Source organism: Pseudomonas palleroniana (genome assembly GCF_003031675.1).
In the GTDB taxonomy this organism is placed as follows: Bacteria; Pseudomonadota; Gammaproteobacteria; order Pseudomonadales; family Pseudomonadaceae; genus Aquipseudomonas; species Aquipseudomonas palleroniana.
Window position 1 is genome coordinate 1 of the sequence record NZ_PYWX01000072.1, and the last position, 21,537, is coordinate 21,537.

Below are 21,537 nucleotides of genomic sequence, written 5' to 3' on the forward strand. Positions count from 1 at the left end.
CCCCCAGGCTGCTTGGCCCAGGCATGACCCGCCGGCACCAGCGCGCAGATCCGCGACTCACTCAAGGGCTGCAAATGCAGGCCGTGGCGCGGCTCCACCTCGGTCAGTACCGCCACGTCTGCATGCTCGGACAGCAGCGCCGCCAGGGTTTCCTGAGCATTGCCCAACCGCAGGTTGACGGTGATGCCCGGGTAACGCGCGCGCAGGCTGGCAATCATCGGCATCACCAGGTGCGGGCCATCCGCCGCCACTTCCAGGCGCCCGGTCAGCAATTGCCGGTTGGCCTCCAGCAGCATCTGCGCCTCATCCACCAGGCCGAAGATCGCCCGCGTGATCGCGGCCAGGCGCGTGCCCTCCTCGGTCAACTCTACCCGCCGGGCCGTACGGCGCAGGAGTGGGATCTGGTAGTGCTCCTCCAGGGCCTTGATATGCCCGGTCACCGCCGGCTGGCTGATAAACAACCGGGCCGCCGCCCGGGTAAAGCTGCCCTCGCGGGCCACGGCATCGAATGCGCGCAGTTGGAACAGGTTCATATCTATCGGCCTCACTGATAGCTTGCATAACAACAAACAATTTGATTGATAACAAGCCAAACTGCAATTTAGGCGCCGTAGATTGACTCGACCGTTTCACGAGGAGCTGCAATGACCCCGCCGATTCTGCTCACGCCCGGCCCCCTGACCACGTCCGCCCGCACCCGCCAGGCAATGCTGATGGACTGGGGCTCATGGGATGACCGTTTCAACCAACTCACCTCCAGTGTTTGCGAGCAGTTGCTGGCGATTATCAACGGCGCCGCGAGCCACCACTGCGTGCCTTTGCAAGGCAGCGGCACCTTTGCCGTGGAAGCCGCCATCGGCACCCTGGTGCCCCGCAACGGCAAGGTGCTGGTGCTGATCAACGGCGCCTACGGCAAACGCCTGGCGAAGATCTGCGCAGTGCTCGGCCGCGTATTCACGGCCTTTGAAACCGCCGAGGACGAGCCGACCACCGCCGCCGACGTGGACCGCCTGTTGCAGGCGGACCCCACCCTCACCCACGTCGCGTTGATTCACTGCGAAACCAGTACCGGCATTCTCAACCCGCTGGCGGCGATCGCCCGGGTGGTGAAGCACCACGGCAAGCGCTTGATCATCGACGCCATGAGCTCGTTCGGCGCCTTGCCGATCGATGCCCGCGAGGTGCCGTTCGACGCCCTCATTGCCGCTTCGGGCAAATGCCTGGAGGGCGTGCCGGGCATGGGTTTCGTTTTTGCGCAAAAGCACGCCCTGGCCGCCGCCGAGGGTAATTGTCATTCCTTGGCGATGGACCTGTTCGACCAACACCGCTACATGGCCAGTACCGGTCAATGGCGCTTCACTCCGCCGACCCACGTGGTCGCAGCCCTGCACGAAGCGCTGGTGCAATACGCCGAGGAAGGTGGCCTGCCTGCGCGCTATCAACGCTACGCCAGTAATTGCCAGGCGCTGCTGGACGGTATGGCTGGACTGGGCCTGCGCAGCTTTTTGCCGGCAGCGATCCAGGCGCCGATTATCGTGACCTTCCACGCCCCGCAAGACCCGCGTTACCAGTTCAAGGCGTTTTACGAACGGGTCAAGGCCAAGGGGTTCATCCTGTACCCCGGCAAATTGACGCAGGTGGAAACCTTCCGTGTGGGCTGTATCGGCCAGGTCGACGCCAGCGACATGCACGCCGCCGTCGCCGCCATCGCCGAGGCACTGCAATCCATGCATATCAACCTTTCTTCTCTGGGATCGCCGGCATGAACTATCAAACCCCCAACACCCTCCAGGCCGTGATCCTCGACTGGGCCGGTACCGTGGTCGACTTCGGCTCCTTTGCCCCCACGCAAATCTTTGTCGAAGCCTTCGCCGAGTTCGGTGTGCAGGTGTCCATAGACGAAGCCCGCGGCCCGATGGGCATGGGCAAATGGGACCATATCCGCACCTTGTGCGATCAGCCGCAGGTAGCTGAACGCTACCGCAAGGTGTTCGGCCGCAGCCCGACCGACGATGACGTCACCGCGATCTACCAGCGCTTTATGCCGCTGCAGATCGAAAAGATCGCCGAGCACTCAGCGCTGATCCCGGGCGCCCTCGACACCATCGCCCGGCTGCGCGTGCAAGGCATCAAGATCGGTTCCTGCTCAGGCTACCCCAAGCAAGTAATGGACAAGGTGGTTGCCCTCGCCGCCGCCCACGGCTACATCGCCGACCATGTGGTTGCCACCGACGAAGTGCCCAACGGCCGACCATGGCCGGCCCAGGCCCTGGCCAACGTGATCGCCCTGGGGGTCGATGATGTGGCGGCGTGCGTGAAGGTCGACGACACCGTGCCAGGCATCCTTGAAGGTCGCCGCGCCGGGATGTGGACCGTGGCCCTGACCTGTTCCGGCAATGCCCTTGGCCTGACCTACGAGCAGTTCCGCGCATTGGACAGCGCCACGTTAGCCGGCGAACGCAAACGCATCGAGCACCTGTTCGAAGGCTCGCGCCCGCACTACCTGATCGACACCCTCCTGGAGCTGCCGGCAGTCATCACGCAGATCAACCAGCGCCTGGCTCGCGGCGAAATGCCGCAAAGCGGCTGACAGAGGTCAAAACAACGGTATTTGCGCCAGGCAAACCACTCAAAATCGGCATACAGTTAAAGCACTCCGTCGCCAAAGAACGGAGGTTTGCCCTGATGAGTGAGGAACCCAGCGATGCCGTGGAAAAATTCCGATACGCGTTACAGCACCATGTCGATAGCGTTGCACTGGGTGATGGTGGTGCTGCTGGCGGTGGTTTACGCCTGCATTGAGTTTCGTGGGGTCTTCCCCAAAGGCAGTGGCGGTCGGGCATTGATTGTGGAAATGCACTTCATGTTCGGCCTGACCATCTTTGTACTGGTCTGGCTGCGCCTGTTCGCACGCGCACTGGGCGTGGCACCGAAAATCGTGCCGGCACCGCCACCCTGGCAGGCGGCACTGGCGACACTGATGCACGTGGCGCTGTATGTGTTCATGATCGGCACGCCGGTCCTGGGCTGGTTGATCGTCAGCGCCCAAGGGCATTCCGTGATGTTCTACGGAATAGAGTTGCCGCCCCTGATCGGCGAAAACAAAGACTTGGCCAAGCAGATCAAGGAGTGGCATGAACTGAGCGGCACCGTCGGCTACTGGCTGATCGGGCTGCATGCCTTGGCGGGGATCTACCACCACTACATCGTGCGCGATAACACTGCGCTGCGCATGATGCCGGGCAAGCGCGCTACCCCGTGAACCCTCGGCGGCCTTGCAAGCCGCCGGTATGAATGAAGATCAACCGGGTGCCAGGCTTGAAGCGCCCGGCTTCGATCTGCTGCTTTAACGCCAGCAGCGCTTTGCCGGTATAGAGCGGCTCCAGCGGCAAGCCACACGCCTGTTCGGTAGCCTCGATAAAGTCACGCAACACCGCGTCGATTTTTGCGAAGCCGCCCCGGCAGGCGTCCAGCAGTTCATAGCCGCCCTGCACGAGCGCCTCGATGTTCTGCGCAACCCCGTGATCATCCGGCACGGCCATGGCGCCGTACACCGGATGCGCCCCCGCCTCAGCCAGGGCCAGGCCCGCGAGCGTCGTGCCGGTACCCGCCGCCAGCCACCAGCCGTCATAGTCCGCCCAACCCAAGGTGTGCAATTGCGCGCGCGCCTGTTCCAGCAGCACCGCGCAGCCCAATGCGCCGGCCATTCCGCCTCCGCCTTCGGGCACAGGATGCAGGTGCGGGTATTGCTCGCGCCAAGGCAACCAGAAGTCCGGCGCATGCCGCGCGCGATAGCCGCCGTAGCCCAGCCAATGCAGCTGCATGCCGAACGCTTTCAGGTCGAGCACGGTGGGCGTGTCTTGAGGGTGGCCGCGCAACAGGCCAACGGTGGGGAAACCCAAGCGTTGCCCGGCCGCCGCCAAGGCGTGCAAATGGTTGGAGTAAGCGCCGCCCAGGCTGATGATGCCGCTGGCGGTTTGCGCCTGCGCCAGATGCCCGGTGAGCTTGAACCACTTGTTGCCGCTGATCAGCGGGTCGATGCGGTCCAGGCGCAGTACCGCCAACTCGACGCCCTTCAACCAGTCCAGGTACAAGGGTTCAAGGGGAGCGCGGGGAAGCCAGTCGAAGGGGCCCATCAGGGGATCTGCATGAAAAACGGGGCGGTAGTCTAACACCGCCCCGCTTGTGGCCTTACAGCTCGGCCGCCAGGCGTGAACCCTGGTTGATCGCACGCTTGGCATCCAGCTCGGCCGCCACGTCGGCACCGCCGATCAGGTGCACGTTCTGGCCCGCCGCGACCAGGCCATCCTGCAATTCACGCAGCGGGTCCTGGCCGGCGCAGATCACAATATTGTCCACCGCCAGCACCTGAGGCTCGCCTTCGGCACCAATACGGATATGCAGGCCCTCATCGTCGATCTTCAAATACTCGACACTGTTGAGCATCTGCACCTGCTTGTTCTTCAGACCGGTGCGGTGAATCCAGCCGGTGGTCTTGCCCAAACCGTCACCGACCTTGGAGGTCTTGCGTTGCAGCAGGAACACTTCACGTGCCGGCGCATGGGGCTGAGGCTTGATCCCGGCCACGCCGCCACGGGCCTGCAGTTGCGTGTCGATGCCCCACTCCTTCCAGAAGGCTTCGCGGTCAAGGCTGGTGGACACGCCTTGGTGCACGAGGAATTCCGAGACGTCAAAACCAATGCCGCCGGCGCCGATCACCGCCACGCGCTTGCCCACCGGCTTACGCTGCAGAATCACGTCCAGGTAACTGAGCACCTTGGCATTGTCGATGCCCGGGATCGCAGGGGTGCGCGGTGCAATACCGGTGGCCAGGATGATCTCGTCGTAACCGCCCGCTTCCAGTTGCGCCACCTCCACGCGAGTGTTCAGGCACAGTTCGACGTGGGTGGTCTGCAGCTTGCGCTTGAAGTAGCGCAGGGTTTCAAAAAACTCCTCCTTGCCCGGCACTCGCTTGGCGATGTTGAACTGGCCGCCGATTTCGCTGGCCGAATCGAACAGCGTCACTTGGTGGCCACGCTCGGCAGCCACCGTCGCCGCTGCCAGGCCGGCCGGGCCGGCGCCGACCACGGCAATTTTCTTGATCTGTTTGACCGGCAGGTAGTTAAGTTCGGTCTCGTAGCACGCTCGTGGGTTGACCAGGCAGGTGGTCAGTTTGCCGCCGAAGGTGTGGTCCAGGCAGGCCTGGTTGCAGCCGATGCATGTGTTGATTTCATCGGCACGCCCGGCCGCAGCCTTGTTGACGAACTCAGGGTCCGCAAGAAACGGCCGCGCCATCGAAACCATGTCGGCATCGCCTTCGGCGAGGATCTGTTCGGCGATTTCCGGGGTGTTGATACGGTTAGTGGTGATCAGCGGGATCTGCACCGCACCGCGCAGCTTGGCGGTGACTTTGCTGAACGCGCCACGCGGGACCTTGGTGGCGATGGTCGGGATACGCGCTTCGTGCCAGCCGATACCGGTGTTGATCAGCGTCGCACCGGCCTGTTCGATGGCCTTGGCCAACTGCACGATCTCTTCCCAGGTGCTGCCGCCTTCCACCAGGTCGAGCATCGACAGGCGGAAGATAATGATGAAGTTCGGCCCGACGGCCTCGCGCACACGGCGCACGATTTCCACCGCCAGGCGCATGCGGTTTTCGTAGCTGCCGCCCCAACGGTCGGTACGGTGGTTGGTATGGGCGGCGAGGAACTGGTTGATGAAGTAGCCTTCGGAGCCCATGATTTCAACGCCGTCGTATTCGGCGACCTGGGCCAGCAACGAACAGCTGACGAAATCCTGAATCTGTTTTTCGATGCCCTCTTCGTCCAGTTCCTTGGGCTTGAACGGGTTGATCGGCGCTTGAATCGCGCTCGGCGCCACCTGCTTGGGGCTGTAGGCATAACGGCCGGCGTGGAGGATCTGCATGCAGATCTTGCCGCCCGCTTCGTGCACCGCCTGGGTCACGATCTTGTGCTTCTGTGCTTCGGCATCGGTGGTCAGCTTGGCCGCACCGGCGTAGACCCCACCCTCATCATTCGGGCCAATGCCACCGGTCACCATCAGGCCCACGCCGCCACGGGCACGCTCGGCGAAATAGGCCGCCATGCGTTCGAAACCGCCAGGCTTTTCTTCCAGGCCAGTGTGCATCGAGCCCATCAGGGTACGGTTGCGCAAGGTGGTAAAACCCAGGTCCAACGGGGCCAGCAGATGCGGGTAGGCAGCAGCGGTCATGGTCAAGCTCCACAACAGATCATCACGGGACGTGGGGCGTTCGTATGACACCCCATCGGTTTATGTCCCACAGACTAAGAGGCGCTGAACCCACGCTCAATGACTGAAACTGACAAGTTATTGATCCAAATGTACAGCGCCCCTTGGCAAGCCGCGCCATGGGCCCTACCCTAGTCGCGAACCCTGCACCCGGTCTGTTGTCTGTTGCCCCATGCGTAAACTTCTAGCTTTGAGCTTCACCCTGGCCCTGGTTGCCGCCGCCACCGCGTATCTGGTCTGGACCCAGGAGCGCCCCGTGGCGCATTACCTGTCGGACCTGCGCATTACCCTGGCCGTCAACGAAGGCATTCCGGCCGACCGTGGCAATTTGCTGGGCATCCAGCCGGAGCTGTTTCCCGCCGACTACCAGAGCCTGGAACGCCTGCACCTGAAACTCGCGGCCTACCTGCAAAAGGCCCGAGACCAGGGGCTGATCAACAGCAAGACCGTCGTGGTGCTGCCGGAGCATATCGGCACCTGGCTGATGCTGGGCGGCGAGAAAAACGAGCTGTACCAGGCTATCCACCTCAAGGACGCGATGAACTGGCTGTCGGCCAGCAACCCATTCCTGTTTGCCCGTGCCTGGCTCAGCGCCACCGGCGACAATCGTATGGACGACGCCTACCTGCGCATGAAAGCCGCATCGATGGCCCGCGACTATCAGACGCTGTTCGGCGGCCTGGCCAAAGAGTTCGGCGTCACCCTGGTGGCCGGCTCCATCACCCTGCCCAACCCAAACGTGAGCCAGGGGCAACTGCAGATCGGCCATGGCGCGCTGTACAACGCCAGCCTGGTGTTCGGCGCCGACGGTTTGCCCTTGGGCCAGCCACAGCGCCAGCTCTATCCTATCTATGACGAACGTGGCTTTATCCAACCGGGCGCTGAAGACCTTGTCAGCGTGGTCGACACGCCGGCCGGGCGCCTCGGCGTTCTGGTCGGCAGCGACAGCTGGTACCCGGACAACTACCGCAAGCTCAATGAGCAAGGCGCACAGCTGATTGCGGTGCCGGCATTCGTGACCGGTCGCGACACCTGGGACCGGCCATGGCGCGGCTTCAAAAGTGTGTCCACGCCGCCTGAAATCAGCCTCAAGCCCGAAGAACTCAGCGAAGGCGAAGCCTGGCGCCGGCTCACCCTGATCAGCCAGCAGCCGATCAGCCAGGCCACGGCAGGCATGAGTGTATTTCTGCGCGGGCAGTTCTGGGACCTGGGCACCGCCGGGCACAGCTTCCTGAACAGCAACGGGCAGGTCAGTGCCGACAGCGACGCCCGTGGCGCACGCCTGTTGAATATCTGGCTGTAACCCGTGAAGCCGGTGCGCCTTGGGGATCTGTCGGTGGGCTTCGTGCACACCCTGGCCGATGCCATCCACAGCCACGGTATGGACCCGCAACCCTTGCTGCTGCAATACGGCCTGGACCCGGCACGCCTTGCCGAGGCTGGAGCACGCCTGTCGATCCCGCGCTATATGCGCCTGGGCCATGCGGCCATCCAACTGACCGGCGACCCGAGCCTGGGCCTGCGCATGGGCCAGCTCAGCCGCTTGAGCCAGGCCGGGCTGGCAGGTGTCACAGCCGCCCAGGCGCCCAACGTACGCGAAGCGGCACGTACATTGACGCGCTTCGAAGCCTTGTACGGCTCCAACTATCGCGGGCAGTCGAGCTTTCATGAGGATGCTGAAGGCGCCTGGCTGCGGTTTTATTCCATCAGCCCCTACAACGCTTACAACCGTTTTGTGGTGGACTCGATCATCGCCGGCTGGCTGCACCAATTGTCGAGCCTGGCCCAGCAGCCCGTGCGTGCGCAGCGTATCGACATCGAGTTCGAAACGCCGCAATACAGCGAACACTACCAGGCGCTAGGCGATGTTCACTTCGGCGCCGACGCCAACCAACTGCGCCTGGGCCAGCAAACCCTGGCCCTGCGTAACCCACAGCACTGCCCCAGCACCTGGCATCTGTTGCTGCAGTTGTGTGAAAGAGAGTTGGAACAGCTGACCCGCACCCGCAGCCTGCGCGAGCGCATCACCCGTTTGCTCGGGCCGATGCTCAATGGCGGCCGGGAACCGGACCTTGAAGAAGTGGCGGCGCGCTTGAAGCTGCCCACCTGGACGCTGCGGCGCAAGCTGGCCGAAGAAGGCACTCAGTTTCGCGCAATTCTCAACGATACTCGCCGCGACTTGGCGATGACCTACATTCGCGACACCGAACTGGCATTCGGCGAAATCGCCTATCTGCTCGGTTTTGCCTCGGCCCAGGCGTTTCAACGGGCGTTCAGGCGGTGGAACAACCAGACCCCAGGGGAATTTCGCCGCAGTCAGCGGCATTCCGCCTGAAGTCGGGGTTACAGCTCAGTGGCGTCATCCACCGGATCCAGCGGGTCCAATTCAAACGCCTGGTACTCCAGCAGTTCTTCCTGATAATCGTCCATGGGTCACTCCTCGCTAGGTTTAATGTGGCTGCAGATTAATGACCTGCACAGCCAGCCTAAAGTGCCGTCATGACGAAAAAAAGTCTGCGTCATGACGTTCCTGCACTCAAGGATTAAACGTAGCAGCATTGCGGGGATTTAGCCCGCCTGCATCGAACAACGATTGCAATCATTGCAATTGCAATCAAAAGTGGTTTTCTATTAGGGTAATGGCCTTCCTTGCCAGGTGTCCCTCTCCATGACCGTCGCCACCGCACATGCCGCTCAGTTCTGTATCGACGCCTTGAGCACTGCCAACCTTGCCGGCAACTCACCGCTGGGCACTCTGATCAACATAGCCAATACCCTTGAAGCCAGCCGTCAGGCCTGGGTGATTCGAGGCCAGTCACGCTCCCGGCGCGTGAGTCATTGGCCCACCTGGTTCGCACGCAATACCGCTGAGAGGCCCTTGCTGTATCTGCACAGCGCGCATTCGTCGGCGCAGTTGAGTGCACTGTCGGACATCACTCAACAGCGCGGCATCCTGTGTAACGACATTGAAAACCTGCCCTCGCCCTGGCCCAAGGGCGCTCAGCCTTCCTTGCCCCTGTGGCTGGCCACTCACCCGCGCTGTACGCCGTATGACCCCGCCTCAGGTGCGGAAACCCAAGCGATTGTATTGGCGGCGTTGCGTGCACTGTATGTCGACGGCAAGCCAGGGTTTTACTACCTCGCCCTCCATGATCATGAACTGGCAGCGCCCTTGAGTGAGCACAATCGTGAAGCCGCATCCAAGGGCATGTACCCGCTCCAGCACGACCTATCTGCGGATGTACGGCTGCTCGGCGCCGGCCGGGCGCTGGCGGAGGTCGTGCAGGCCAAGCGCCTGCTGGAACAAGACTGGAATATCAGCGCGCAATTGTGGAGCTGCCCCAGCTATACACGCCTGGCTCGGGAGGCAGCGGCGGCGGCTCGCTGGAATCGCCTGCACCCCACGGCCTCCAGGCGCAGTTGCCATTTGCGTGATTGCCTGGCTGGGAGTACTGCGCCGGTGATTGCCGTCACCGGCTACCCGCAGGCGATTGTCGATCAATTGGCAGCGCACGTGGACGCGCGGTTCATCGCGTTGGGCGCGGGGTCAGTGCAAGCGGCGGCGCCGACCCGGTATTGGATTGTGCTGGCGGCCTTGAAAGCACTGGCGGATGAAGGTCATGTCGATGTTCGCCAGGTGGAAAAAGCGTTGGATCGGTACCGACTGCAATGAAGCGCAGGGCGAACTAAATGTGCGGGAGCCTGGCTCCCCCTATTTGAACTCAGGGTTTACGTCGACCACGAACCTGCACGCCAGCCTCCATCGCCAGCCCTGCCGTACGCTCCAACGCATCCGCAAACGCCTGGCGCTGAGCAGGTTCAATCTGCGACAGAAACAGCTCTTCCACTGTGCTTTCGTAGATCTTCCACATCTTTTTACGGAGCCCCCGGCCGGCATCGGTGATTGAGGCAAACGCCGCGCGACCGTCACCGTCTGAGCGGGAACGCACTACCAGGCCGTCCTTTTCCAGGCGGTCAACCAGGCGCGTGAGGTTATAGCGCTCGATGGCCAGCACATCGGCCAATTCATGCATGCGGCGCGTACCGTCGGGGCCGCTTTCCAGGCCCCACAACGCGTCATACCAGGCATATGGCGGCAGGCCCGCCTCTGCCAGTCGACGCTCGATTTCACGGATGACCGTCCTGTGGGCCCTGACAAAACGAAACCATACATCAGGCTCTTTCGAAGCCATGCAACACCATCCGCGGGAATTTCAAGAAGGTTGCAATAGTAGCCCATCCCGCGCTAGATTCCGCCATGTAGTTGCAATTGCAATTACTTATCGGCACTCCCACAAAGAGCCCGTCATACGAAATCCGCCTACCCTGGAGCCTCACATGACCCAGAACCATGCACTCAGACACGACGATGATCCCCTGGAGACACGCGAGTGGCTGGAGTCCATCGAATCGGTATTGTCCGCCGAAGGCCGCCCGCGCGCGCACTACCTGATCGATCAGTTGCTGGATTTCGACGTGGCGCGCCATGGCGACTTCCACGGGCGGGTCACTACGCCGTACGTCAATACCATCCCGGTAGACCGCCAATTGCCCTACCCCGGCAACCTGGACATCGAACGCCGTACCAACGCTTTTATCCGCTGGAATGCGATGGCGATGGTATTACGTGCGGGCAAACACTCAGGTGTCGGTGGGCATATCGCGACCTATGCGTCAGCTGCCGTACTGTACGACGTAGGGTTTGACCATTTTTTCCGTGGCCGTACCGACAGCGTTGATGGCGACCTGGTGTATATCCAGGGCCACTCCGCCCCAGGCATCTATGGCCGGGCTTACCTGGAGGGCCGCATCAGCGAAGCACAACTCGACAACTTCCGCCGCGAGGCCGGTGGCGAGGGTATCTCGTCCTACCCGCACCCACGGCTGATGCCCGACTTCTGGCAGTTCCCCACCGTGTCCATGGGCCTCGGCCCGATCACCGCGGCTTACCAGGCGCGCTTTATGCGCTACCTGGAACTGCGTGGCCTCAAGCAACACCAGGGACGCAAGGTATGGGCCTTTCTCGGTGATGGCGAAATGGACCAACCGGAATCCTTGGCCGCCCTTTCCATGGCCGGGCGCGAGAAGCTCGACAACCTGATCTTCGTGGTCAATTGCAACCTGCAACGCCTGGACGGCCCTGTGCGCGGCAATGCCAAGGTCATCCAGGAGTTTGAAAGCCTGTACCGTGCCGCCGGTTGGAACGTGATCAAAGTGATCTGGGGCAGTGGTTGGGACGCACTGCTGGGAAAAGACCAGAGCGGCCTGCTGCGCCAGCGCATGATGGAATGTGTGGACGGCGACTATCAGAACTACAAATCCCAGAACGGCGCTTATGTCCGCGAACATTTCTTTGGCAAATACCCGGAGTTGCTGTCGTTGGTTGCGGACATGTCCGACGACGAAATCTGGAAACTGTCACGGGGCGGGCATGACCCGGAAAAGGTCTATAACGCCTACGCCGCCGCCATGCGTCACAAGGGCCAGCCCACGGTGATCCTGGCGAAAACCGTCAAGGGCTTTGGCATGGGTGAAGCGGGTGAAGGCCAGAACATTAACCATCAATTGAAGAAGATGGGCGCTGATGCGGTAAGAGCTTTCCGCGATCGCTTTGGCCTGGACGTCACTGACGGTCAACTCGCCGATATTCCCTACCTGAAGCCCGCCGCCGACAGCGTAGAAGCCCGCTACTTCGCCGCACGCCGCCAAGCGTTGGGCGGCTACGTACCGGCGCGCAACAGCGCGGTCGAGCCGTTGCAGATTCCCGAACTGTCGGCCTTCGCCACCCAGCTCAAGGACACGGGCGAGCGTGCGATCTCCACCACCATGGCCTTTGTACGCATCCTGGGCACGCTGCTCAAGGACCCACACCTGGGCAAACTGATCGTGCCGATCGTGCCGGACGAGTCGCGTACCTTCGGCATGGAAAGCCTGTTTCGTCAGATTGGCATCCATTCTGCCGTAGGCCAGCTCTATACCCCACAAGACGCAGGGCAACTGAGCTACTACAAAGAAAGCAAGGACGGACAGATCATGCAGGAGGGCCTGAATGAATCCGGTGCCATTTCTTCCTGGATTGCAGCCAGCACGTCCTACAGCAACCATGGCCTGATGACAGTGCCGTTCTATATCTTCTACTCGATGTTCGGCTTCCAGCGCGTCGGCGACCTCGCCTGGGCGGCAGGCGACGCGCGGGCGCGTGGTTTCCTGCTGGGGGCCACGGCCGGCCGCACCACCCTGATGGGCGAAGGCTTGCAGCATGACGATGGGCACAGTCACATCCTGTCGTCGGTGATTCCGTGCTGCGTATCCTACGACCCGACGTTTGCCTACGAGTTGGCAGTAATCATCCGCGAGGGCATGCGGCGTATGTACGTGCAACAGGAGGATATTTACTACTACATCACCCTGCTCAACGAAAACTACCCACACCCGGCCATGCCCGAAGGCGTGGAAGACGGCATTCTCAAGGGCATGTACCGACTCAGTGCCAGCGACCAGGCCCAAGTGCAACTGATGGGCAGTGGCTCAATCCTGCGCGAAGTGATTGCCGCGGCTGAGCTGCTTGAAAAGGACTTCGGCGTAAGAAGCAACGTGTGGAGCGCAACCAGCCTGACTGAATTGCGCCGTAACGGCCATGAGGTGGAGCGCTGGAACCTGCTGCATCCGCAGAGCGAGCCGCGGGTGAGCTACGTCGAGCAATGCCTGGAACGGCAGACGGGGCCGCTGGTAGTAGCAACGGACTATATGAAGCTCTTTGCCGATCAGATCCGCCCTTTCGTCTCCGGCCGACGCTTTGTAGCGCTGGGAACGGACGGCTTCGGGCAATCGGATACCCGTGAAACCCTGCGGGCATTCTTTGAAGTGGACCGGCACTTCATCGCGTTGGCGGCCTTGAAAGCACTGGCCGATGACGGCGTCATCGGCCGTGAAAAAGTCAGTGAAGCCATCAGCCGCTACGGGATCAACGTCGACAAGGCCAACCCCGCAGCCGTCTGAGTTACTGCCCAGGCGTCGGCAGGGGTGCAATCACCTCTGTCGGCGGCGGCAGGTCCGGGCGAGTAGGCGCCGGTGCAGGCTCTGCTTGCGGCACAATCGGCGCGGCCTCGACAGGCGGCGTGACAGGCTGAGAATTGGCAGGCTGCGAGCTGGCAGGCTGAGAACCGGCCGGTTGCGAAACAGCGGGCTGCGAAACGGCTGCCGGTGCAGCGGCCGGCGATGAGGTGGTCGGCGCCTCCTTCGGTGGCTCGACCTTCTCGGTAGCCGGTGCAGCCTTGGGCTCCGGCACCCCCAGCTCGGCTTTCGGCTTCTCAGGGCTACTCTCGGCCCGCTTCGCTTCCTGCGGCAGGAACACGTCCACCAGCGCAAAGTAACGCTCATAGAACTTCGGTGCCGATACGGTCTCACTCGCCACCTTCACCATCGAGTCATCGGTGGAGCCGATCGGCATCGACACCGAGCCCAGCACACCTACACCCAGGCTCGCGGAGTTGTTGACCTTCTTCAGCGCATACCGGTCCTGCAAGGCGTTGGCGAACATCGTCGAGTGATTGTTGCCCTTGCCATCATTGGCACACACCACATTGAAGCTGATCTGCATGTGGGTTTCGCCGGTTTGCTGGAAGCTCTTGTTGCCCACTACCAGTTTGGGATCGCTGCTGGTGATGATGTAGCCCTGGCTCAACAGCGCCCGCCGCGCCGCCTCGCAGGACGCCGTGGCACTGACCGGATAATCACGGGAAAACGTACCGGAATCGTCGAAGTTCTCATGTTCATAAATAGCGGTCTTGGGCGACGAGCAGCCCGCGGCGCCCGCCAACACAAGCGCCAACCCGAGGCTACGCACGTGAAATGATGTCGACATCGAAAATCCTGAGAAAAACAGTCAGGGCGGTATTGTGCAACAGAACGAGACCTTGGCGCGCATATTCCTGTCGGTAAAACGTCACAGATCTACAGATCAAGCACCATAAAAAAAACCCCGGTCTTTTCAGGCCGGGGGCTTTTCATTCAAACCGTCATCAGAACTTCTTGATGTCAGCCTGGGTTTCCAACTGCTTACGGTACGCCGCAAAGTCTTGCTGGCCGATGCGCGAAGCGAGGAATCGACGGTATTGCGCCTTTTCTTCGTCCGACGGCGCTGCCGCTTCGTTGACGCCGTTCAGGCGCACGATCACCAGGCTGCCATCAGCCAGGGTCACGGTAGTGAACGTCGGCTTGTCCTTGCTCGCAGGCTTGGGCATACGGAACAGGGCTTGCAGCACTGCTGGATCAACAGCCTCGGCGTTACGGGTCGCCGCTTCGGTGACTTTCCAGGCCTGGCCGTCGACCGGCTGGTCCAACGGGGTCTTGCCGTCGCGCAGACTGGCGATCACTTCGTCAGCGTGAGCCTTGGCCGCCGCGCTGGCGCGCTCCTTGGTCATCTGGGTGCGAATCGCCGCAGCAACACGCTCCAGCGGCAATTGCGCCGGCTTGAGGTGCTCTTTGGCACGCAGCACGATGACGGTTTCCGGGTCCAGCTCGATGGCGGTGCTGTTGGCACCCTCATCCAGCACTTCCGGGCTGAACGCAGCGGTGACCACGGCACGGTTGGCCGCGATACCTTCACCACCCTCACGGCCAAACGGCGCGGAGGTGTGCACGGTCAGCTTCAGGTCGGACGCCGGCTGAGCCAGGTCGGAGGCTTCGAAAGCCGCGTCTTCCAATTGCTTGGTGGCTTCGACAAAACGCTGTTCAACCTGTTGGGTCTTGAGCTCGCGGGTCAGCTTGTCTTTCAGGCTGGCAAACGATGGCACCTGCGGTGCTTCAACGCCCAACAACTTGATCAGGTGCCAACCGAAGGTGGTACGCACCGGGGCCGACACCTGGTCCTTGTTCAAGGCATACAGGGCAGTTTCAAACGCAGGATCATAGACGCCAGGGCCGGCGAAACCGAGGTCACCGCCATTGTTGGCCGAACCCGGGTCCTGGGAGAACTCCTTGGCCAGGGCTTCGAACTTCTCGCCCTTGGCCAGGCGCGCCTGGATTTCCTCGAGCTTGGCCTTGGCTTGCGCGTCGGTGGTCTTGTCGTTGACTTCAATCAGAATGTGCGCGGCGCGACGCTGTTCAGCGAGGTTGGCGGTTTCTTTCTGATAGGCAGCCTGCAGTTCATCGTCCTTGACGGTGACCTGGTCGAAGAAGGATGACTTCTTCAGTTCCAGGTAGTCGATGACCACCTGGTCCGGGGTCATGAACTCTTTGGCGTGCTGGTCGTAGTAAGCCTTGACCTCGTCGTCGGTGAGCTTCACCGCCGCAGGGTCGGCCTTGACATTCACGGTGGCGAAATCGCGGGTCTGTTTTTCCAGGCGGGCGAATGCGAGCACTTCGGCGTCGGTCACGAAACCGCTGCCGGCAATACCTGCGCGAACCTGGCCGATGAGCATTTCCTGGGTCAGCATCTGACGGAATTGCATACGACTGTAGCCCAGCTGACGGATCACCTGGTCAAAGCGTTCGGGATTGAACTTGCCGTCCACCTGGAATTCCGGCGTCTGCAGGATGACTTGGTCCAAGGCTGCTTCGGAGAAGCCGAACTTGGAATTCGCAGCGCCTTGCAGCAACAGCTTGCGGTCGATCAGCCCTTTGAGGGCCGCATCGCGCAGCAATTTCTCGTCCAGCAGGGAAGCATCGAAATCCTTGCCCAGCTGTTGCATCAGCTGGCGACGTTGCATATCGACGGCCTGGCTCAATTCGGTTTGGGTGATTTCTTCACCGTTGACCTTGGCCACGTCCTGCTTGTTGTTGGTCGAAGCCTGGAAAATGGCTTCGATACCGGTGAACGCCATCAATGCGACGATGATCCCGATAATGGTCTTGGCAATCCAGCCTTGTGAATTGTCCCTGATATTCTGCAGCATGCGTCCCCCAGAAACGGTTGAACTTCAAAATTAGGCAACCGTGGAGCGTGGGTAGAGTCCGGATAGAAGAAAGGCGCATCCGAGGATGCGCCTTCTCGTAACTGGCGGAGCGGACGGGGGTTTGAACCCACACCCCCGGCGTTGCGACCCGATGGATACCTGGGTCGGCTGTGCCGCTCCGCTGCCAGGCCAGACCTGCGTCTGACCCGGATAGGTAAGGCTTGAACGAGGCTTAGTTAACGGCTTCTTTCAGGGCTTTACCGGCTTTGAAACCTGGTTTCTTGGCAGCAGCGATTTGCAGTGCTTTGCCAGTCTGTGGGTTGCGGCCAACGCGAGCTGGGCGGTCAGTCACAGAAAAAGTACCAAAGCCTACCAGCACCACGGAGTCGCCGGCCTTCAGAGCGCCAGTGACGGATTCGATAACTGCGTCCAGCGCACGGCCAGCAGCAGCTTTCGGGATATCAGCGGATGCGGCAACAGCATCAATCAGTTCCGACTTGTTCACTCTAAGTCCCCTTATATATCTATTGAGTATGATTCTAAGTTTTTTGGTGAAAGCAAAAACCAGTGCTGAATGGCCTACAGACACTTAAGAGCCGCTTTATAACAAGGGCTCTAAAAATCTGTCAAGGAAGCCCCCAGGCTTAAACGCATTAATGCGTGCTAATTCTTTCCTTGGAATCAGACTCGCGTTTTTCATCCTTCGCGACGATCTCCGGAGCCACATCCGGCAAGGGCTCCGGCGCGTATTGCAGCGCAATTTGCAGGACCTCGTCAATCCATTTAACGGGTTTAATCTGAAGATCTTGCTTGATATTGTCAGGAATTTCCTTCAAGTCGCGGACATTCTCTTCAGGAATGATCACCGTCTTGATTCCACCCCGGTGCGCGGCCAGCAATTTCTCTTTCAGACCACCGATAGCCAGTACCTGACCACGCAAGGTAATTTCCCCGGTCATGGCCACATCCGCTCGCACCGGAATGCCGGTCAATGCCGACACCAGGGCCGTGCACATGCCCACGCCTGCGCTAGGGCCGTCCTTCGGAGTCGCCCCTTCCGGCATGTGGATGTGCGTGTCGTGCTTCTCGTGGAAGTCCAGGGGGATGCCCAGGCTCTTGGCGCGGCTGCGCACCACGGTTTGCGCGGCAGTGATGGATTCAACCATCACATCACCCAGCGAGCCGGTCTTGATCAACTGGCCCTTGCCAGGGATCACCGCCGCTTCAATGGTCAGCAATTCGCCGCCCACCTGGGTCCATGCCAGGCCAGTCACCTGCCCTACCTGGTCCTGCTGCTCAGCCAGGCCATAACGGAATTTGCGCACGCCCAGGAAGTGCTCCAGGGAGTCTGCAGTGACCTTGACGCAGAAGCGTTTTTCCAGCGCATGCTCCTTCACGGCCTTGCGGCAGATCTTCGCGATCTGGCGCTCAAGCCCCCGCACACCGGCCTCGCGGGTGTAATAGCGCACGATGTCGCGGATCGTCTCGACCTCAAATTCGATCTCGCCCTTTTTCAGGCCATTGGCCGAAATCTGCTTGGGCGCGAGGTACTTGACGGCGATGTTGATCTTCTCGTCTTCGGTGTAACCCGGCAGACGAATCACCTCCATCCGGTCCAGCAAGGCTGGCGGAATGTTCATGGAGTTGGAGGTGCACAGGAACATCACGTCGGACAGGTCGTAATCGACCTCCAGGTAATGGTCATTGAAATTATGGTTCTGCTCCGGGTCGAGCACTTCGAGCAAAGCCGATGCCGGATCGCCCCGCATATCGCTGCCCATTTTGTCGATTTCATCGAGCAGGAACAGTGGGTTGCGCACACCGACCTTTGTCATCTTTTGAATCAATCTTCCTGGCATCGAACCGATATAAGTCCGGCGATGACCACGGATTTCCGCCTCATCACGCACACCACCCAGGGCCATGCGCACGAATTTGCGGTTGGTGGCGTTGGCGATGGATTCGGCCAGCGAGGTTTTACCCACACCTGGAGGGCCGACCAGGCACAACACCGGACCACGAATCTTCTTCACGCGCTTTTGCACGGCGAGGTATTCGAGGATGCGTTCTTTGACTTCTTCGAGGCCATAGTGATCGGCGTCGAGGATATCTTCTGCACGAGCCAGGTCCAGGCGCACCTTGGTCTGGGCCTTCCACGGCACCTGCACCAGCCAGTCGATGTAGGAGCGAACCACGGTGGCTTCGGCCGACATCGGGGACATTTGCTTGAGCTTGTTCAGCTCGGCGGTGGCTTTGGCCAGGGCGTCCTTCGGCAGGCCGGCGGCATCGATACGCTTTTTCAGCTCCTCGATTTCATTGTGGCCTTCCTCGCTGTCGCCAAGCTCCTTCTGAATGGCCTTCATCTGCTCATTCAGGTAGTACTCGCGCTGGCTGCGCTCCATTTGCTTCTTCACACGACCACGGATGCGCTTCTCAACCTGCAACAGGTCGATTTCGCCATCCAGCAGTGCCAGCACATGTTCAACGCGGGCGGCCAGGTCGATGATTTCGAGAATGTCCTGCTTCTGCTCGATTTTCAGCGCCATGTGCGCAGCCATGGTATCGACCAGGCGGCTTGGCTCATCAATGCTGTTGAGGGACGACAGGACTTCAGCCGGGACTTTCTTGCCCAACTGCACATACTGCTCGAACTGCGAGAGCAGGCTGCGTACAAACACTTCGGATTCGCGCTCAGGGGCTTCGACTTCGTCGATCAACGCGACTTCGGCACGCAGGTGACCATCCACCTCCATGAAACGCTCGACCGCGCCACGCTGCTCGCCTTCGACCAGCACCTTGACGGTGCCATCAGGCAGCTTGAGCAGTTGCAGCACGGTGGCAATGGTGCCGACGCGATACAGGGCTTCTTCGCCCGGATCATCATCAGCAGGATTCTTCTGGGCCAACAGCAGGATCTGCTTGTCGCCCGTCATCGCAGCCTCGAGGGCTTCGATAGACTTCTCGCGCCCCACGAACAGCGGGATAACCATGTGCGGATAGACGACGACATCACGCAACGGCAGGAGAGGCAATTCGCTGGTTGTCTTCATGATTTCGCCTCTATGACAGTTGAAAAATAAGCTTGGAGCCAAGATGGGGGCTGCATGCAAAAAAAACAAGCTCAATGCCAGCAGTTAAACGCATGAATACCTATGAATTTAAAAGCCGTCCTGAAAAACCACCCCAAAAGGCACACCAAAAACAAAGGGGCCCCGAAAGGCCCCTTGCTGGTACTGCAGTTGCAAAACGCTTACGCGTCCGGCGCAGCCTTGGCAGTCGGCTCACTGTTTTCGTAGATATACAGTGGCTTGGACTTGCCTTCGATAACGCTTTCGTCGATCACCACTTTACTCACCTCGGACTGCGAGGGGATCTCGTACATGGTGTCGAGCAACACGCCTTCGAGGATCGAACGCAGACCACGTGCACCGGTCTTGCGCTCCAATGCCCGCTTGGCCACTGATTTGAGCGCGTCGGTACGGAACTCGAGGTCCACACCTTCCATCTCGAACAGCTTGGCGTATTGCTTGGTCAGGGCGTTTTTCGGCTCGGTGAGGATCTGAATCAGAGCCGCCTCATCCAACTCGTCCAACGTGGCCAGGACCGGCAGACGGCCGACGAATTCCGGGATCAGACCGAACTTGACCAAATCGTCAGGCTCGACTTCACGCAGGGACTCGCCCACCTTCTTGCCTTCTTCCTTGCTGCGCACTTCCGCACTGAAACCGATGCCACCACGGGTGGAGCGCTGCTGGATGACCTTTTCGAGACCAGAGAACGCACCACCACAGATGAACAGGATGTTGCGCGTATCGACCTGAAGGAATTCCTGCTGCGGGTGCTTGCGACCACCTTGAGGCGGAACGGAAGCCACCGTGCCTTCAATCAGTTTCAACAGGGCCTGCTGCACGCCTTCACCGGAAACATCCCGGGTGATGGACGGGTTGTCCGACTTGCGCGAAATCTTGTCGATTTCGTCGATGTAGACAATACCCATCTGGGCTTTCTCTACGTCGTAGTCGCACTTCTGCAGCAGCTTTTGAATGATGTTCTCGACGTCTTCGCCCACGTAGCCAGCCTCGGTGAGGGTGGTGGCGTCGGCGATGGTGAACGGAACGTTCAACAGGCGAGCGAGGGTTTCGGCAAGCAGGGTTTTACCCGAGCCTGTCGGGCCGATCAGCAAGATGTTGCTCTTGCCGAGTTCGACTTCGTCGCCCTTCTTGTCACGCTGGTTCAAGCGCTTGTAGTGGTTGTACACCGCTACGGCCAGAACCTTCTTTGCACGCTCTTGACCAATTACATACTGGTCAAGGATGCCGCTGATTTCTTTAGGCGAAGGCAATTTATGCGCGCTGCTCTCGGCCTGGGCTTCCTGCACCTCCTCGCGGATGATGTCATTGCACAGGTCGACGCACTCGTCGCAGATAAACACCGAGGGGCCGGCAATCAACTTGCGTACTTCATGCTGGCTTTTGCCGCAGAAGGAGCAATAGAGCAGCTTGCCGTTGTCCTCGCCGTTGCGGGTGTCAGTCATTCGTTCGATCCAAATCCGATAGGCTTGCAACACAAGATGAAGGCTTATGCGGGCTTTTTCAAGCCCGCCGGTGGTCAGACATGCCGACCAGCCCTATTTTGAGCGGCTTATATTAAGCAGGGCGCTTGTCGATCACTGCGTCGATCAGCCCGTATTCACGCGCGGCTTCGGCACTCATGAAATTGTCGCGGTTGGTGTCACGCTCGATTTCTTCGAGGGTGCGCCCGCTGTGCTTGGCCATCAGCGTGTTGAGACGCTCACGAATAAACAGGATTTCCTTGGCGTGGATTTCGATATCCGACGCCTGGCCCTGGAAGCCGCCCAGTGGCTGGTGAATCATCACTCGCGAGTTAGGCAGGCAGAAACGCTTGCCCTCGGCACCGGCAGTCAGCAGGAAAGCGCCCATGCTGCAGGCCTGGCCGATGCAAGTGGTCGACACGTTCGGCTTGATGAACTGCATGGTGTCGTAGATCGACATGCCCGCCGTCACCGAACCGCCTGGAGAGTTGATGTAGAGATGGATGTCCTTGTCCGGGTTTTCCGCTTCAAGGAACAGCAGTTGCGCACAGATCAGGTTGGCCATGTAGTCCTCTACCGGACCAACCAGAAAGATCACTCGCTCCTTGAGCAGGCGCGAGTAGATGTCGTAGGCGCGTTCGCCACGAGCAGATTGCTCGACAACCATCGGGACCAGGCCGCCGGCGGCCTGGATATCAGAGTTCTGCTGAATATAGGAATTACGGAACATGCTCTGCAGTTACTCCCAAATAGTCATGTCTTGAAAACGCATAAGCCAGCGCGAGGCTGGCTTATGGTTGTATTTCCAACGAGTTGGAC

At 60.4% G+C, this 21,537-nt stretch carries 17 protein-coding genes; 7 read left to right on the forward strand and 10 right to left on the reverse strand.

The features are described 5' to 3' along the window. Positions 1–533, reverse strand: a 533-nt coding sequence (locus C9383_RS25580) for a LysR family transcriptional regulator (RefSeq protein WP_146164720.1), incomplete at its 3' end; no start/stop codon positions are given. Positions 534–644: 111 nt separating this feature from the next. Between C9383_RS25580 and C9383_RS25585 the strand changes: the two genes are divergently transcribed. From C9383_RS25585 to C9383_RS25595, 3 genes are all read left to right on the forward strand, one after another. Continuing rightward, positions 645–1,766 (forward strand): 2-aminoethylphosphonate--pyruvate transaminase, encoded by a 1,122-nt coding sequence (locus C9383_RS25585; protein ID WP_090370107.1) that lies wholly within the window; start codon positions 645–647, stop codon positions 1,764–1,766. Then, on the forward strand, positions 1,763–2,590 hold the full coding sequence (phnX, locus tag C9383_RS25590; RefSeq protein ID WP_090370105.1) for a phosphonoacetaldehyde hydrolase: 828 nt from the start codon (positions 1,763–1,765) through the stop codon (positions 2,588–2,590). The genes C9383_RS25585 and phnX overlap by 4 nt, the downstream gene beginning before the upstream one ends. 114 nt (positions 2,591–2,704) lie before the next feature. Further along, a complete protein-coding gene (locus C9383_RS25595; protein ID WP_090370104.1) occupies positions 2,705–3,262 on the forward strand; it encodes a cytochrome b in 558 nt (185 codons plus the stop codon). Here the strand turns inward: C9383_RS25595 and C9383_RS25600 are convergent. Then, positions 3,252–4,136 carry a 1-aminocyclopropane-1-carboxylate deaminase/D-cysteine desulfhydrase gene (locus C9383_RS25600; RefSeq protein ID WP_090370101.1) on the reverse strand — a complete coding sequence of 295 codons (885 nt, stop codon included), beginning with the start codon at positions 4,134–4,136 and terminating at the stop codon, positions 3,252–3,254. The genes C9383_RS25595 and C9383_RS25600 overlap by 11 nt on opposite strands. 55 nt (positions 4,137–4,191) lie before the next feature. Beyond that, a complete protein-coding gene (locus C9383_RS25605; RefSeq protein ID WP_090370099.1) occupies positions 4,192–6,231 on the reverse strand; it encodes an NADPH-dependent 2,4-dienoyl-CoA reductase in 2,040 nt (679 codons plus the stop codon). Between the two features lie 211 nt (positions 6,232–6,442). Here C9383_RS25605 and C9383_RS25610 point away from each other — a divergent pair, with 211 nt between their 5' ends. The 3 genes from C9383_RS25610 (at position 6,443) to C9383_RS25620 (ending at position 9,943) form a co-directional block, all read left to right on the forward strand. Beyond that, positions 6,443–7,573, forward strand: a complete 1,131-nt coding sequence (locus tag C9383_RS25610; protein WP_090370097.1) for a carbon-nitrogen hydrolase family protein — start codon at positions 6,443–6,445, stop codon at positions 7,571–7,573. 3 nt (positions 7,574–7,576) lie between these two features. After that, positions 7,577–8,605, forward strand: coding sequence for an AraC family transcriptional regulator (locus C9383_RS25615; RefSeq protein WP_090370095.1), 1,029 nt, complete (start codon positions 7,577–7,579; stop codon positions 8,603–8,605). Between the two features lie 333 nt (positions 8,606–8,938). Continuing rightward, the gene (locus C9383_RS25620; protein WP_090370093.1) at positions 8,939–9,943 is read left to right on the forward strand and encodes a transketolase-like TK C-terminal-containing protein; all 1,005 of its coding nucleotides are present in this window, start codon (positions 8,939–8,941) and stop codon (positions 9,941–9,943) included. 49 nt (positions 9,944–9,992) lie between these two features. On the opposite strand, the gene C9383_RS25625 is transcribed toward C9383_RS25620, so the two are convergent. Then, on the reverse strand, positions 9,993–10,463 hold the full coding sequence (locus C9383_RS25625) for a MarR family winged helix-turn-helix transcriptional regulator (RefSeq protein ID WP_090370091.1): 471 nt from the start codon (positions 10,461–10,463) through the stop codon (positions 9,993–9,995). Positions 10,464–10,608: 145 nt separating this feature from the next. Here C9383_RS25625 and aceE point away from each other — a divergent pair, with 145 nt between their 5' ends. Next, complete coding sequence (gene aceE, locus C9383_RS25630) at positions 10,609–13,269, forward strand: pyruvate dehydrogenase (acetyl-transferring), homodimeric type (RefSeq protein WP_090370089.1); 2,661 nt, start codon at positions 10,609–10,611, stop codon at positions 13,267–13,269. Position 13,270: 1 nt separating this feature from the next. On the opposite strand, the gene C9383_RS25635 is transcribed toward aceE, so the two are convergent. The 6 genes from C9383_RS25635 to clpP all read right to left on the reverse strand — a co-directional run bounded on the left by C9383_RS25635 (position 13,271) and on the right by clpP (position 21,448). After that, positions 13,271–14,134 (reverse strand): DUF2242 domain-containing protein, encoded by an 864-nt coding sequence (locus tag C9383_RS25635; RefSeq protein ID WP_090370087.1) that lies wholly within the window; start codon positions 14,132–14,134, stop codon positions 13,271–13,273. A 157-nt stretch (positions 14,135–14,291) separates the two neighbouring features. Further along, complete coding sequence (locus C9383_RS25640; RefSeq protein WP_060756759.1) at positions 14,292–16,166, reverse strand: SurA N-terminal domain-containing protein; 1,875 nt, start codon at positions 16,164–16,166, stop codon at positions 14,292–14,294. Positions 16,167–16,398: 232 nt separating this feature from the next. Next, on the reverse strand, positions 16,399–16,671 hold the full coding sequence (locus C9383_RS25645; protein ID WP_060756760.1) for an HU family DNA-binding protein: 273 nt from the start codon (positions 16,669–16,671) through the stop codon (positions 16,399–16,401). Between the two features lie 148 nt (positions 16,672–16,819). Continuing rightward, positions 16,820–19,216, reverse strand: a complete 2,397-nt coding sequence (gene lon / locus C9383_RS25650; RefSeq protein ID WP_060756761.1) for an endopeptidase La — start codon at positions 19,214–19,216, stop codon at positions 16,820–16,822. A gap of 200 nt (positions 19,217–19,416) precedes the next feature. Further along, on the reverse strand, positions 19,417–20,700 hold the full coding sequence (clpX, locus tag C9383_RS25655; protein WP_003238279.1) for an ATP-dependent Clp protease ATP-binding subunit ClpX: 1,284 nt from the start codon (positions 20,698–20,700) through the stop codon (positions 19,417–19,419). 112 nt (positions 20,701–20,812) lie between these two features. After that, on the reverse strand, positions 20,813–21,448 hold the full coding sequence (gene clpP / locus C9383_RS25660) for an ATP-dependent Clp endopeptidase proteolytic subunit ClpP (protein ID WP_016974096.1): 636 nt from the start codon (positions 21,446–21,448) through the stop codon (positions 20,813–20,815). Positions 21,449–21,537 lie beyond the last annotated feature (89 nt).